We start from the raw sequence: 13,411 nt of genomic DNA, 5'->3' as shown, positions 1-13,411 counted from the left end.
AACGGGCCGCAAACGGGACTGGTACTCCCGTGCGGCCCTGACCACACGATCAAGGAGCGATCGCTATGGCTGATGCCATTCCTACGCCAGCACACTGGCATTTCAAGAACATCGCGGGCGCCCGATATGGGCGTCTCGTCGCGACCTCATATGCCGGTCGAGTGCGCTCCCGCTCTCGCTGGCTGTGTCAGTGCGATTGCGGCGGCACAACTGAAGCCGACCTCGCCGCGCTCCAGCGAGGCTTCGTGCAAAGCTGCGGTTGCTTACGCGCAGAAGCGAACAGTGAGCGACGGTCCACCCATCGCCGAACGAAGACGCCCGAGTGGTATGCGTGGTGCAGCATGCGGCAGCGTTGCTACGATGCGAAAAGCCGCGAATACGCCTACTATGGCGCTCGGGGTATCTCCGTTTGCGAGCGGTGGCGGGAAAGCTTCGATGCTTTCTTCGCCGACATGGGGCCTCGCCCCTCGCCCCGTCATTCGATCGACCGCATCGACAACGATGGCAACTATGAGCCGGGCAACTGCCGTTGGGCGACGAGGAGCCAGCAGGCGATCAACCGTCGCCCGAAAGGCTCGGTCAAAACTCGACCGTTATGTTAACCGTAGCATAGTGCACAGCCCCCGCGTAGCGGAAGGTGACCTGCGTGGCGGGCGCGATGCGCTGCTTGCGCTGGGCGGCCGAGATCGTGGTGACGTCGCCGGGCGTAACGGTGAAGGCCGGTTGGATCTCGCCGTTGTCGTCGGTGTAGCGCGCGACGATGCCGGCGCGATCGGCTCGGACCATGACCGCCTCGGCGGCCGCGGCGAGGATCGCCATGCCGCGCGGGTTGTCCATCGGCACCCGCTTGTTGGCAAGGAGCGCGTTGAACGTCTCCTCCTCCATCCGGGCCGCCAGCCAGTCGGTGGCGTGCGTCTCGTCGATGAAGACGTCCTTGTCCAGCGTGCCGCCTTCGACGACCAGCGCGACGCCCTTCGTGTCGACGTAGGTGTCCGCCAGATGCCCCGCCGCCGGGTCACGGCCGAGTGCCGGAACGAAGCCAGTGATCGCTTGGACGACCGACGACCGCTTGTCGATCGGCGCCAGCCCTTCCACCGCCTTGAACTTGGCGGTGTAACCGGCGCCCTCCTGGTCGAAGTTGAAGGTGCCGAGCTTGGCCGCGTTGGCGAAGCCCGGATACTGCTCGGGGTCGGTGTGATAGAAAATGCGCGTGCGGTCGAAACTCGAAAGCTTGTTCCGGGCCGCGATGTTCGTGGTGTCGGTGCCGTCCTCGAGCTTCACGTCGTTGGACGTGATGGATGCGAACTTGCGCCGCGCCTGCGTCCATTCGATCAGCGCCTGCGCTGCGGCGGTGTCACGCAGCGGGGCCTCGACGTCGGACCAGTACCAGCCGCCGTCGGCATCCTCGATCGCGTCGAGTTCGAGCTTGAACGCGGCCTTCTTCGCCAGATCGCCGCTCGCCGCCGTGTAGGCCGTCAGGGAGACGAAGCCGGCCTTGACCTGGGTCGGCGACGGGCGTTGCGAGAACGCTTGCTCGGCGGCCTTGTAGAAGGCGTCCGTGCCGACGAAGTCGACCGCGACCTCGTCCATGGACCCATAGACCTTCGTCCGGTGGGTGGCGTCGAGCTGGCCCGTCACGGCCTTCGACTGGAAGAGGAGCGCAACGCCGAACCCTTCGACCGTCGCAAAGCGGTCGGAGCGGCTGACGTTGACGTTCACAAAGCGGCTGATAGGCACCGTCATGGGACGTCCTTTCTTAACGCCCTCGACGGGCTACCGGTGGTGGTGATCAGAGGGCGATCGGGTCGATCGGTTCGGTGGTGTCGACCACGTCGACCACGAAGCCGTCCCGCAGGATGCCGCGAAGCTCGATGTCGACCTGGGCGCGCGGCACGTACTCTTCGTTGACGAGCTCAGGCACGTTCCGGACGTCCGAGACCTCGAACAAGGACAGCGGCGCGAGCGATGCGAGGACCGTCGGCACATGCTGCGCCGATCGAAGCTGACGGAGGATGGTCGCTCCGCCGGCGCCGTAGCAGTTCAGCGAGAAACGCCAGAACCATTCGAGCACCGGGGCCTGTCTCCAGACCTCGTCGGCACCCGTTCCCGTGCTGGTGAACTCCCAGTCCGCCTGGTTGGCCCGGACCGAACCGGCGAGCGTCAGGTTCAGGACGATGTACGGTTCGGCAGGAGCCTGTGCCCCCTGGAATGCGTGAATGACGGTGGTGTCCAGCAGCTCGGTCAGCCACTGCCAGAGGCGATCGGCGACGTCGTCCTCGGTCATGCCGTGGCTTTCAATGCGCCGAGCACCGCCTTGCAGTAGCCGCCTCGCGCGAGCCAGTCGTCGATCGACAGGATCCGGTAGCGCGTCTCGCCGTCCACGATCGTGTCATCGGACCGCAGCGCGACGGGCGAGTAGATGACGGCCTGCGCTTCGTTGCGGATGCCTTCCGGCAAATTCTGGTATTCCCGGCCCGAGACAGGCTGCACAGAGGCGCGGATGGGTTGCGGGGCGGATGGTACGGAAACCCACTTCCCTCGCGCCCACGAACCTTTCTCGCGGACAAGAGACACAGTCCCGCCGGTCACGTTGTTGATGGCACGCTGGACGTTCAGCATCAGTCGTCCTCCACCTGCCAAGTCACGCGCTGCCGCATCTCGCCCGTGTCGATCAGCGGGTTGGACGAGCCCTTGAGGGCGATCGTCACCGGGCTGTTCGGCGGCGAACGGAGTGCTGTGATCTCGGCCTGGATGTCGCCCTGCGCGAGCGCGCCGAGCCGCGGGAGAATGCTGCGCAAGCTGGTTGAGGACCGAAGCACCTCACGGGCGCCGGCTGCCATCGCCCGCTGATACTTGCCGCGGTTCGACCGCATCGCGTTGCGCATGAATGGGCGCTCGGGAACGGGCCCGCCCCAGCCGCCGCCGGATGCGCCCCCGCGGGTGCCGAACTCGTTCCAGACAGCGCGCTGCACAATGTCGGCGCCCGCCTTGCCGGACGGGAAGCCGACCTTGACCTTCGTCGGGCCCTTCAGCTTGATGGCGAGGTCCGAGACGTCGATGCGGCGATGCCGGATGACCTCGCCCTTGAACATCAGGCCACCAGCGGCCCGCCGAAGTTCGCCCGCATCAGAGCGAGGTACTGGCGGCCGTAGGAGGTCGAGGCGAGCGGGTTGGCCGAGTTCGACACCCCGTCATCGGATGAAGACGACGAACCGCCATAGGTGACCTCGACGTCGCCGACGCGCTCCTTCGTGATAGGACCGGCGTAGGTGCCATCCGCAGACCCGCTGCCACCCGACAGCACGCCCTCGACGATGAGGTTGTGCGCCGTCAGGAGACGAATGGCTGGGGCATAGTCGCGCTCCAGCCACCGTGTTTCGCCGGGTGCCCCAACCGTCTGCGCAGCTTCCGCAAGCACCGAGCGGACCAGCGCCTCTGACGCAGGCTGGAAGACGGGATAGCGCGCGATGAACTGGTCGTAGGTCGGGACGCTGTAGGCCATGGTTCAGGCTTCCGTCTTGGCCTTGAGTGCGGCGACGATCTCGTCCTTGCGGTCGGGCGCCTCCGAGCCGAGAATCCGGCGCGCTTCCGCGCGGAAAGCCGGCCAGGGCATGTCGTCCGCCGCCAGCAGGTCGGCCGCCGTCATCGGCTGGCCTTCCTGCGGAACGGGGGCGGACTTCGTGTCGATGACGAGCGCCTTGGCGGCCACCCATGCCTTGACCGCCGGATGACCGGCCATGCTGTCCCAATCGGCGACGCGCACGGTCGTCTTCGGCTTGATCGCCTGGCCGTTCGGAAGCGTGAGCGTGTCCGTGTGGCTGTTCGTGACGTTGGCGGCCGACATTGGTCAGTCCGCCTTGTTGGCGTCGACGAAGGCGGCCTTGTCCTCGTCGGACTTGGCGTCGAAGCCTTCCACGGCGTCGTCACGCAGCGACTTGGTCACCTCGTTGCCGTCGGCGTCGACGATGGCGAACCATCCGCGGCCCTTGTCCTTCACGGAGAAGGTGGGCTTGGGCGGATCCTGCTCGCCTTCGCCGCCGGCAGCCGGACCAGCCGATGCCTGCGACGCCTGCGACGCCTGCAGCTCCATGATCGTGGCGTCGCGCGCGGCAAGCTCGCCGTTCAGACGCTCGATCTCGCCGGCTGCCTGCGCGTAGGATGCGTCGAAGCGCTTGCGCATCTCGGCCATCTCGGGCGTGTCGCCGTTCTCGTCTCGGCCGTCGCCCGTCTGCTCGGGCTCTGCCGGCTTCCCGGTCGTCAGCACCTTGGCCTTGAGCCACGCCTTGACGACCACGTGCCCGGACTGGTCATCCCAATCCTGCACATCAACCGTGGCCTTCGGCTGGATCACCTGGCCGTTGGGGAGGCCGATCGGCCCGCCCGAGTTGTTGGTGATGTCGGTCATGGCTCAGATCCCATCCACGTAGCGCATCGCACCGGGGCGACGGACCTCGACACCGCCGAGGCGGAAGATGCCGGGGATCTCGACCTTCAGCAGGCGAGACTCGGCCTGGAGCCAGCGCAGCGGCATGGGAACATGCAGCTTCACCACCGACGGATCGCGGCGGTAGATGGCCATGCGGGCCGAGCCGCCGGCGCCCGCCGTCTCGAGGCCGAACACGGCGCGGATCGTCAGCGGACGCCCGGTGCGCAGCGTGTAGACGTTGACGCGCTGGATATGCTCCATGATCGTCGTCGTCATGGTCGGGTCGAGGCGCCGCGTGGCGAGCAGCTCGTACTGCGCCTGCGGAAGCAGGATCGTGTCGGCCTGCTCGATGCCGTTGGTCCCGAGGAAGATCGCCGAGAGCGCCGCGTTGACGTCGCGAAGGATCTCGTCGGCTGTCTTGGTCGCCCAGGTGGACGTGCCGGCGGCACCGTTGGCCGCAGCTACCGCCGTGACGTTGCCCGAGTTCACCAGCCCGGTCTTGCCGAGCTTGGCGCGGCCGAGGAAGGCGGTGTTGTCCACGTAGCGCTCGTAGGCGCGGCGCGCAGCGTCGGCACGGTCGTCGGTCAGGCGGATGCCGTAGACCTGAGCGTGCGCGAGCTCCTGCAGGTTGTAGCGATAGCCGATCGAGGCCATCGTCACCTTGCCGTCGCCCTTGTCGAGCTGGAAGTCGACGAACGGAACATCGTCACCCTCGGGGGCGAACTCGCGAGCCTCGCCGATGTCGTCGCCCATCGAGAAATACTCGATCTGGGTGATCCACTCGGGGGCCGAGTTGTCGAGGGGCACCAGCTCCCGGTACTGGAAGTCCGGGTACTGGCGGGCGTAGATGCCCGGCTCGATGTACGACTGCGCGGTGCGCATGAAGTTCAGCGCCAGGGTAGGCGCGTCCATGGTGAGCATGTGGCCCTCCCCTTACTTGGTGACGTTGAGGCGGATGCGCGCCGGGGCATTGGCCGCCGCGGTGTCCATCCATTCGGCGTCGGCAAGGATGGTGTTGCCGGACGAGGCGTTGGTCAGGCCGCCGGTCGGGGTCATGTAGACCGGGTCGCCCTGGACGACGTTGGCGAGCGCGGTGACGAAGATCGTGCCGTTGCGCATGCAGCCGAACTGGTCGTACTGCCGGAACACGAGTCCCTGCGCGAAGAGCACCGTGCGGTCGGCAACCGCGATGCCTGCGAACTTGCCGCCTGCGGTCGGCTTCTTCACCGTGTCGTCGGTAGCGCCGTAGACGACGGCAGAGCCGAACGGGATATCGCCAGTGCCGACTTCGCCGATCATCGACGTGATCCAGTGCGGCTCGGTCGTGGCGACCATGCCGGGATAGCCCTTGGCGGTGGGCTCGCGGGTGTAGGAAACGACGGGAGCGACCATGGATCAGGCCTCCTTCTTCGCGTTCGGGTTCCAGGCGTTGCGATCACGCTCCTTCATCTGCTCGTAGGCAGCGTCGGTCGTGAGCGTGGGCGCCGGGGCGCGTCCGTCGCCGATGATGGCGTTGCGCAGGCCGTCCTGCTGCTGACCGGCCGCTTCGGCGAGGATGTCGAAGCGCGCGTCGATGTAGGCGTCGGCCTTGCCGGCCACGGCCGCGTCGCCGAGCTTGGCGATCACGACGGCCTTGCGGATCGCGGCGTCGGACAGCCCGGCGGTTTTCACATCTTTGGCGATCGTCGCGGCGACCGTAATCAGGTCGGCCCGCGCCTGGACGCGCTTGTCGAGATCGGCGTCGGACAGGATCTTGCCCTTGGCGTCGTCGCGCTCGGCGTGGGCCTTGGCGATCTCGGCGTCCTTGGCCGCAATGGCCTTGACGTGGTCGGCCTCGGCCGTGAGCAGCGCGGTCTGCGCGACGTCACGATCCTTGGTCAGCTTCTCGATGGCGGCGGCGCCCGCGTCGGTCGTCTCGACCTGCAGCCCGTCGACCATCACCTTGCGGGTATCGGCCATGCGGCCCTCCTTGGGTGCTTCGTCGTTGATCGGGGCGACGCCCCATGAACCGCCGGCCTCATCGCCGATGCGGCATTCCGAGCCCGCCCGTCCGCGTGAGACGATGGCGAGGTGATTGGCTCTGATGTTCCTCTGGACCGCGTCGTAGGCCTCGCCTGCGGGCGTGGTGCCCGTTTCGAAGGCGAGGTCGCAGGTGTAGCCGGCGGAGAGCTCGCGCTTGCCGTCCTGCACCTTCCGGATGGTGGCCGCGTCCTTGACGATCAGCGGGATGCGCAGGCGGTGGCCGTCGCGCAGCACCTCGCCGGACGTCTCGCCCTTCGCCAGATCGCGCCAGTTCGCTGCGGTGACGGCTTCGCGGGGATGATCGTCGGTGATCGGGATGTGGCTGAACGAGGCGAGGCTGTCGCTGGAGAACACCTCGGCCTCGGGCCTGTAGACGCGCACCGTGGCGAGCTCGGGCTTGCCAACCTCCGCACCGGTGTAGACCTGGATGCCGGTCCGCACACAGCGCGCCTCAGCCACGAGATAGCCGTCACCGGTCAGCCGCGTGCTGTCGAGCACCGTGGTGTCGATGAATTGCATGGCCGAAGCCCTCGTCTGGTGTATGTTCCTCGCCGATGGCCGGATCCCAGCTCGACGAAATCGAAGCGCTACTGCGCGCGAACCTGAAGGCGACGCAGGACGTGAAGCTGCGGCTGCATGACATCGACCTGCGGCTGCGGCTCATCGAGGAAGGCGCCAAGGGGCACCATCACGCGATGTTCGAATGGTGTGCGCCGGCTGCGCTGCGTGCCGAGGTGGATCGGTTCGCCGATGTGCAGCACGTGCCTACGCCGCCAGGATTGAAGACGGCGCTGGAAATGTTCCTGAAGAAGAGCGGCGGCTAGTACGGCAGCCCCATCTGCATCAGGCGTTCCAACTGCTGCACTCGGCTGCGGTGCAAAACGTTCTCCACATCCTGCAGCCTGCCCGCCTTCTGGATGGCGCGAAGATCCGCATGTGTCAGGCTGCCGGGATAGCAGCACTCATGCACCAGAACGCGCGTCCAGCGAGCCCGAAGTTCAGGGGTGGTAGCGGTGCGCGCCACGCGCTTGAGTCGGCCCATGAAGCCAGGGCAGAACGACCGGCCTGCGCGCATCAGAACCTCTCCCCGTCGAAAATCACTATCGCGCGCCCGACGCACCGGCATTGGATCGGCTGACCTGGCGGAAGCCCCTGCTCCGCACCCGTCGGCTTTCCGTATTCGTATTCGTTGCCGTCGAGCGCCCTATGCCGGGCCCTCACTCGCTCGTCATGGCTCGTCGACCAGACGTAGTGGGTGATCCCAGCCTGCGTGTGCCGGCGCTGGTTAAGGTCGCTCGTCACCTTCGCGATCTGGTCCCGCGCGATGACTTTAGCCCGGCGCTGCGAAATGCCGAACTGATCCGTCAGGTCGCCGCGCAGCTGCTTGGCCGTGCGCCCCTGCAGGATGGCGTTCAGCACAGCCTGTCGGACGTTCTCGCTCGTGTCGCGCGCCAGCTTGCGGATCAAGCCGACGTTCCGGTCCGTAACGGTCTCCAGGTAGTCGCCCAAGTCCTCGTTGCGGACGACCGTGGCGATGTCGATGCCCAAGGTTGACCGCACAGAGGCTTTCCAGCGCTCGGTGTGCCGATCGACCTCCAGACCGAGAATGCGCGTCACCGTCCTTTCCGCGACCAAGGCGAGGCCAAGCGCGACATCCAGGAGCCGATCGAACATCCCCATCCGCACCGCGTCCTGTGTCAGCATCCTCTGCCGAGCCATTTCGGCCTCGACTTCCGGCAGGATCGTGGCTTGCACCTCGTCGGCCAAGCCCCGCAGCATGGCGCGCAGGGCATTGGTGTAGTCGGTCTCGGCGCCACGGCTGGCCGAGATGGGCGGGAGGACGGTGCGCGCCCGGCGGGATGGTGCGAGGCGGGCGAGTTCGTAGCGCATCACCAGCCGAACCGGCGGATCCGATACTGGATCCATCCGGTCTCTATGGCGCCCGTCACTGAATTTCTCACCTCAACCAGACGCCGCTCGATGAGTGGGAGAAATCGCAGTGGCTTCCAGGCGCCCTCGTAGATAGTCATGCCTCGGTCACCTTCGCCTTCCAGTCGAGATCGAGCGGCTCGAACACCTCGGGCCCCAGCACGATCTCGCCTTGATACGGCTCGACCGCAGACAGGTCCGCAGGTGCACCGCCGTAGCTGATCGTGATGTGCGGCTGGTACTCCTCGTGATCCCACGAAGCGCCAGCCGCCTTGATCTCCTCGTGCCGCCACTGAAGCGACCGGCTCGGGATCAGCAGCACCGTCGCCTCGCCGAACTGCTCCATGACACGGGGCCCGCCGGCGGCGATCTTGATTTCTTCCTCCCAGCTTTCGCCGACCTTCATCCAGTCCAGCGGCTGCCGGCTGAATGCGATGGTGACGTGCAGGTCGGAGGCTTCGAGCGTCGAGGTGAAGCCCTGCGTCTTGGCCCATGCCCGGATCGCAGCGCCGTTCAGCACCTTGCGGTGGACGTAGAGCGGACGCGGTTCGGCATCGTTCGCCGCGGCCTGCATCCGCACCACCGGTGCAGGCTGCACCTCGGGCTCTCCCGCCTTTGCCGAGAAGTCGATCGCGTCGCCCTCGCCCTCCGCCTCGTCCAGCGCGTTCTCCAGCCCCGGATAGGTGCCGGCCTCGACGCACTGGTTGATGCGCCCCTTCGACAACGCGCTATCGGGGAACAGGCCCGAGTTCGCGTCGATCTGGAAGGCCTGGGCGTTCTTCAGGTTGACCTCGGCCCGGTCCTTCTCTCCCATCTGCCAGAGCGGGGCCCACTTGTAGTGGATCTCGGGCGGGCGGGAGCCGAGCGCGGAGCGGATCAGGCATTCGTCGAGCAGCGCCATGGCAGGCCGAAGCTCCAGCTCTTGCCCCGCGGCGATGCGGTCGTAGAAGTTGCGCAGGTCGGATTCACCGGTGGCGTTCATGCCGGCTGGGGACTGACCCAGGAGGCGGGTCGCCGGGATGTCGGCTGCGCCGGACGCGATCTGCAGGAAGCGGTCGAGGACATCGGGCAGCGTGCCGAATGCCATCGTCTTCTGCTCGAACTCCTCTTCCTTGTCGAGCAGCAGGGTGTTGTTCACGGACTTCGCCGTCATCGCGAGCTGCGTGCGGCGGAGGAAGCGGGCCTCATAGTCGGGATCGGCGGCGTGGGCCATTAGGTTCGGCACCTTGACGACGTCGACCTTCGTCTCGTGCGTCATCTCAGCGATGTTCGCGGCCGCGCTCTCGGCGTCCTTCAGCGCCTTGTGCACGGGCTCGAGAACGCTGTCCCCCCAGCCCGAAGTCGCGCCGCCCAAGCCATCCTCGGGCAGCCCAACACCGATGTGGCGCACTAGGCGCGACGGGTGGATCCGGATATCCCGCCCATCCGAGCGCATGTGGTAGAATTTCGGCTGGCCGACCCACTGCGACAGCGGGTCCGTCTCCATCTCGCCGGCAGTGAGCGCGCGGCACGTCAGCACCGACAGAAAGCGCACGCCACCCTTCTGAATACGATCCGGCCGCAGCTCTTCCGTAAGTTCGGTCGAGCCGTCGCTGATCACGATCGCCGCGCCGCCGTAGAGACGGGCCTTGGTCTTCGCCTCCAGCGTCTTCGCCTTCAGCCCGAGGCGCTGTTCCTCGGCCTCAATGGCTTCGATCTGGTCGTCTTCGGCCTGCCATAGGCGCCAGGCGCGGCACATCTCCATCGCCGGGATGTCGATCACCTTGCGTGCAAGCCAGGAGCCACGATAAGCCGCCTCCAGTTCGCCTGGTGCCATGGGGGCATAGGCGTAGACCGTGGCCGAGCTCTTGGCCTTGGCCGTCCCCATTCCGGTGATGAGGTTGGAGAGCGTATCCCAAACGCGCATCGCCGATCCTTACTTCGCGCGCTTCGTGGGATGGGCGACGAGATGACGCCCGACGGCCGGCAGAACCTTGACCACGCCCTTCAGCCCGCCTTTGCGCTGGGCCTCAACGATCATGGCGCGGCGCTGGGCGCAGGGTTTGCAGGCCATGGTGTCATCCCAGGTTGGCGAGGGTGTAGCTCGGCGCGCCGCATATCTCGGACACGGCGTCGACAAACGGATCCACCTGATCGTCGAACGAGCCGTCAGGGAATGCCGCCAGTTCGCTTTCGAAGGCCTTCAGCCACGGCGCGCTCTCAGGCAGCACCACCAGCCCCGTGACGGCGCTCGGCACCACGTCGAGGGCTCGCGTGTACTTGTCTCGATCCCGCTGCAGGGCGATCACCGGCACCGACTTGCGCGCTAGGGACTGGATCAGGCCCGTGCCCGACACCTTGTCCTCGATCGCCATCTTGCGGAGGTGCCCGAAGCGTTCGACCGGCCATTCCGATCCGCGGCATCGATCCCACAGCGTCTTTGCGGTTGATTCCAGTTCCGGCGCCTCGAAGCGGCCACGCACGACGTCGAGCAGATAGGCCTTCCCATCCGCTCCCGCGCCCCAGTGCTCCAGCACCGTGTAGTCGTTGCGCTCCTTGGTCTTCTGCGCCGTGTCGACGTAGATGGCGCGCCACAACAGGCGCGGCACGTCCACATAGCGCGGCATTAGTCCTGGCTTAAACAAGTTGCCACCCGCGACGGTCGGTTCCTGCGCGTACTGGCCGGCATAGACATGCGGCGCGGCCTGCAGCGTGGCGATCTGCGCCAGCGTGTGCTTCTGAGCCCACAGGGGGCCGTCGGGCAGCCCGTGCGGGACCAGCGTCACATCACCGGCCGGCGCCTCTCCTGGGCCCTCTATGAGGACGGGCAGCCTCAGCAGATGCCAGTGCTCGCCCGAGTTCTCCAGAAGGTGCGCCACGAAGTCGTCGACGTGCAACCGTTGCATGATCACGATGACCGGCACGTCCTCGTGCGCGAGGCGCGACTTGAAGGTATTCTCCCACCGGGCGTTGATGAACTTCCGTGTCGTGTCCGATGAGGCGTCGTCCGGCTTCAGCGGATCGTCGATGACCAGAGCGCCAGTGAACCCCGGTTCGGCTAGAATGCCAGCTCGGAATCCGGTGATCGGTTCACCCGCGGCGGCCGCGCGAAGATGCCCGCCCTCGGTAGTCCGCCACAGGCCTTTCGCGTTCGTGTCGGCCCGCATCCGCACCGGCCAGTGCGCTTGGTACCCCTCCAGCCCGATCACGTCCTTCACCTTGGACGAGTTGTCGAGCGCAAGCGCCTGGGCGTAGCTGGCGTGGATGAAGCGGGCGCGCGGGTTGATCGCGAAGCCGCGGGCGATAAAGTTCACCACCGCCAGCTCGGTCTTCCCGTAGCCCGGCGGCACGTTGATGATCAGGCGCTTGATCTCGCCGGTGAACACCCGGTCGAGCGTGTAGAAAATGACCCTGTGGAAGGCGGCGACCGAGAACGGTTGCCCCTCCTTCTCGAGGAAGAACTTGGTGGTGAAGACCTGATGGGATGCGAGCAGCCGACGGCGCTCGGCAAGCCGATCGTCCTCAGACCTCCTCGCATCCCTCTCGGCCCGGATCGCCGTCAACAATTCCGATCTGGACAAGTGCACGTTCAAGAAGGTCGAGCTCCTCGTTCGTCATGCCCTTGAGCTTGGCGACGTCGACGGTTTGGATCGGCCCGCCCTTCGGCCCGGTGTGCTGCATGGATGCGAGCTTGGGGTGAACGTAGGGGGCGGCGGCCACCGCCATCCGGTCGCGGCGCTCGCCGTCAGCCCTTGGGTTGCGCATGACCTTCAGCATGTAGTCGAGCGGGGTGTCGCCGCCCTTCGCAACGTCGCGCTCACGCTGCGCTGTTGCTTTGTTCTGCGCGCCCTTTCGACGGCCGGCGCCAGCGCGCTTTCCGCCGCGTCCCATCGTTTGATTTCCTTTGATTGTTTTTCAAACGCCCGAGGCAATCGGTGCCCGGCCTTCTGTTTCGAGGCCGCCGGGCGAGCCCAAGAGGGTTACGCCGCGATGCGACGATCCTCAGCGGGAACGTTGTCGTTGACAGTTCCGTGGTCGGCCCGATGAGGGTGGCGCCATGCCCGAGCGCGTTCATCTCTTCCCGCAGGCGTCGATCCTGTGTCGGCCCCGCAATGGTGGAGCCGGCGGGCTCTGCCCCCGCGTCCGACTGCTTTCTGATCTGTCCGGGTTACGCTCATCTGCCAACGGCGCTATGCGGACGCCGAAGCTCAAACGACGAGCCCCGCCAGCCGAAGCTGACGGGGCCCGAATAATACGCATTTATTGCATATTCTCCGTTGCATCATACGCAGTTTGTGCATATAAAGAACGGGTCAGGCAATTCCGCCTGACTGCAAAGGAGAAGGCCATGTCCTACGAGACAGCCAGCCTGATCCTTCAAGCCTTGGCAGTGATCATCGCCCTAGGAAGCCTGATCATCAGCCTGAGGTAAGAAGCGGCCGGGGGGCCTACGGGTCCCCCGGTTGCAGCATCTAAGATAGGCTGCGGAAGGGTTTCGATCAATGACTGTCGAAGAGTTCATCGCACTCCGCAAGCGCCTGGGCCTGACGCAGACCCAACTCGCTAATTACCTGGGTATGTCCCTACGAGCCATTCAGGACATTGAGAACGGACGCTCAGCGCTTCGTCTCGTCCATGTTCTGGCAATCGAGCGCTTGTCACTGTCCATTGGGTCAGCACTCGGCAACTTGTCGATGATCCACCCTACCGCGCTGGCGGAAGCGCGTTCTGCCGCTGCGCTTAGGCCGCTCTCGCAACCAGGTTAGACGGGGGTCAGCTTACGGCTACTCCGACAATCCTATGGCGAATCACAATCCGCGCGTGTTCCAGTTCCTATGCTCGTTGTGAGCATCGGGGGATCACCATGCGAACCATCATCTTGTCGGCAGCGACTGCCATCCTCGCGCTCACCAGCGGCGCCCAAGCTCACGGTGGCGGCTGCCGGAAGAGCTCGCCTCCCGGCCAGTGCTGCCACATGGACAACCGGGTCGGCAGCCCTCACTGCCATTGATGCGATAGGTCAGGACGCACCGTAGTCGCGGCCGCTTGGACGGC

Annotated in this window: 18 protein-coding genes and 1 other RNA gene; 2 read left to right on the top strand and 17 right to left on the bottom strand. The window is 66.1% G+C overall.

The features are described 5' to 3' along the window. Positions 1–579: 579 nt before the first annotated feature. Genes D3218_RS13085 through D3218_RS13045 form a run of 10 tightly spaced genes read right to left on the bottom strand, consistent with a single transcriptional unit; the run spans position 580 to position 6,967 of the window. Positions 580–1,743: a DUF3383 family protein gene (locus tag D3218_RS13085; RefSeq protein WP_119540523.1), complete on the bottom strand. Its 1,164-nt coding sequence runs from the start codon at positions 1,741–1,743 to the stop codon at positions 580–582. A gap of 46 nt (positions 1,744–1,789) precedes the next feature. After that, positions 1,790–2,284 (bottom strand): phage neck terminator protein, encoded by a 495-nt coding sequence (locus D3218_RS13080; protein ID WP_119540522.1) that lies wholly within the window; start codon positions 2,282–2,284, stop codon positions 1,790–1,792. After that, positions 2,281–2,619: a head-tail adaptor protein gene (locus D3218_RS19515; protein WP_136625094.1), complete on the bottom strand. Its 339-nt coding sequence runs from the start codon at positions 2,617–2,619 to the stop codon at positions 2,281–2,283. Before D3218_RS19515 ends, D3218_RS13080 begins: the two co-directional genes overlap by 4 nt. Then, positions 2,619–3,092: a hypothetical protein gene (locus tag D3218_RS13075; protein WP_210209675.1), complete on the bottom strand. Its 474-nt coding sequence runs from the start codon at positions 3,090–3,092 to the stop codon at positions 2,619–2,621. Before D3218_RS13075 ends, D3218_RS19515 begins: the two co-directional genes overlap by 1 nt. After that, a complete protein-coding gene (locus D3218_RS13070) occupies positions 3,092–3,502 on the bottom strand; it encodes a DUF4054 domain-containing protein (RefSeq protein ID WP_119540521.1) in 411 nt (136 codons plus the stop codon). Before D3218_RS13070 ends, D3218_RS13075 begins: the two co-directional genes overlap by 1 nt. Before the next feature lie 3 nt (positions 3,503–3,505). Then, positions 3,506–3,844, bottom strand: a complete 339-nt coding sequence (locus D3218_RS13065) for a hypothetical protein (protein ID WP_119540520.1) — start codon at positions 3,842–3,844, stop codon at positions 3,506–3,508. Positions 3,845–3,847: 3 nt separating this feature from the next. Then, positions 3,848–4,405, bottom strand: a complete 558-nt coding sequence (locus D3218_RS13060; RefSeq protein ID WP_119540519.1) for a hypothetical protein — start codon at positions 4,403–4,405, stop codon at positions 3,848–3,850. A 3-nt stretch (positions 4,406–4,408) separates the two neighbouring features. Beyond that, the gene (locus D3218_RS13055; protein ID WP_119540518.1) at positions 4,409–5,347 is read right to left on the bottom strand and encodes a DUF2184 domain-containing protein; all 939 of its coding nucleotides are present in this window, start codon (positions 5,345–5,347) and stop codon (positions 4,409–4,411) included. A gap of 12 nt (positions 5,348–5,359) precedes the next feature. Then, the gene (locus D3218_RS13050; protein ID WP_119540517.1) at positions 5,360–5,818 is read right to left on the bottom strand and encodes a structural cement protein Gp24; all 459 of its coding nucleotides are present in this window, start codon (positions 5,816–5,818) and stop codon (positions 5,360–5,362) included. Positions 5,819–5,821: 3 nt separating this feature from the next. Then, entirely contained in the window at positions 5,822–6,967 is a 1,146-nt protein-coding gene (locus tag D3218_RS13045) for a DUF2213 domain-containing protein (RefSeq protein WP_119540516.1), read from the bottom strand. A 35-nt stretch (positions 6,968–7,002) separates the two neighbouring features. On the opposite strand from D3218_RS13045, the gene D3218_RS13040 reads away from it, so the two are divergent. Then, positions 7,003–7,272, top strand: a complete 270-nt coding sequence (locus D3218_RS13040) for a hypothetical protein (protein ID WP_119540515.1) — start codon at positions 7,003–7,005, stop codon at positions 7,270–7,272. Here D3218_RS13040 and D3218_RS13035 read toward each other — a convergent pair. The 7 genes from D3218_RS13035 to ssrA form a co-directional block, all read right to left on the bottom strand. Next, on the bottom strand, positions 7,269–7,523 hold the full coding sequence (locus D3218_RS13035) for a hypothetical protein (protein ID WP_119540514.1): 255 nt from the start codon (positions 7,521–7,523) through the stop codon (positions 7,269–7,271). The genes D3218_RS13040 and D3218_RS13035 overlap by 4 nt on opposite strands. Next, positions 7,523–8,338, bottom strand: a complete 816-nt coding sequence (locus D3218_RS13030; RefSeq protein WP_168990515.1) for a phage head morphogenesis protein — start codon at positions 8,336–8,338, stop codon at positions 7,523–7,525. Before D3218_RS13030 ends, D3218_RS13035 begins: the two co-directional genes overlap by 1 nt. Positions 8,339–8,474: 136 nt before the next feature. Then, on the bottom strand, positions 8,475–10,283 hold the full coding sequence (locus tag D3218_RS13025) for an anti-CBASS protein Acb1 family protein (RefSeq protein WP_119540512.1): 1,809 nt from the start codon (positions 10,281–10,283) through the stop codon (positions 8,475–8,477). A gap of 9 nt (positions 10,284–10,292) precedes the next feature. Beyond that, positions 10,293–10,430: a hypothetical protein gene (locus tag D3218_RS19775; protein ID WP_168990514.1), complete on the bottom strand. Its 138-nt coding sequence runs from the start codon at positions 10,428–10,430 to the stop codon at positions 10,293–10,295. Between the two features lie 4 nt (positions 10,431–10,434). Continuing rightward, entirely contained in the window at positions 10,435–11,943 is a 1,509-nt protein-coding gene (terL, locus tag D3218_RS13020) for a phage terminase large subunit (protein ID WP_245415041.1), read from the bottom strand. After that, positions 11,879–12,247 carry a hypothetical protein gene (locus D3218_RS13015; protein ID WP_119540511.1) on the bottom strand — a complete coding sequence of 123 codons (369 nt, stop codon included), beginning with the start codon at positions 12,245–12,247 and terminating at the stop codon, positions 11,879–11,881. The genes terL and D3218_RS13015 overlap by 65 nt, the downstream gene beginning before the upstream one ends. 89 nt (positions 12,248–12,336) lie before the next feature. Continuing rightward, positions 12,337–12,545, bottom strand: a transfer-messenger RNA (tmRNA) gene (ssrA, locus tag D3218_RS13010). Between the two features lie 313 nt (positions 12,546–12,858). Here ssrA and D3218_RS20370 point away from each other — a divergent pair. Then, positions 12,859–13,122, top strand: a complete 264-nt coding sequence (locus D3218_RS20370) for a helix-turn-helix domain-containing protein (protein ID WP_119540510.1) — start codon at positions 12,859–12,861, stop codon at positions 13,120–13,122. The last annotated feature ends 289 nt before the right edge of the window (positions 13,123–13,411 follow it).

Source organism: Aureimonas flava, from assembly GCF_003583935.1.
Taxonomy (GTDB): domain Bacteria; phylum Pseudomonadota; class Alphaproteobacteria; order Rhizobiales; family Rhizobiaceae; genus Aureimonas; species Aureimonas flava.
Note: the sequence above shows the minus strand (reverse complement) of the source record. Positions and strands in the feature narration are given on the sequence as shown.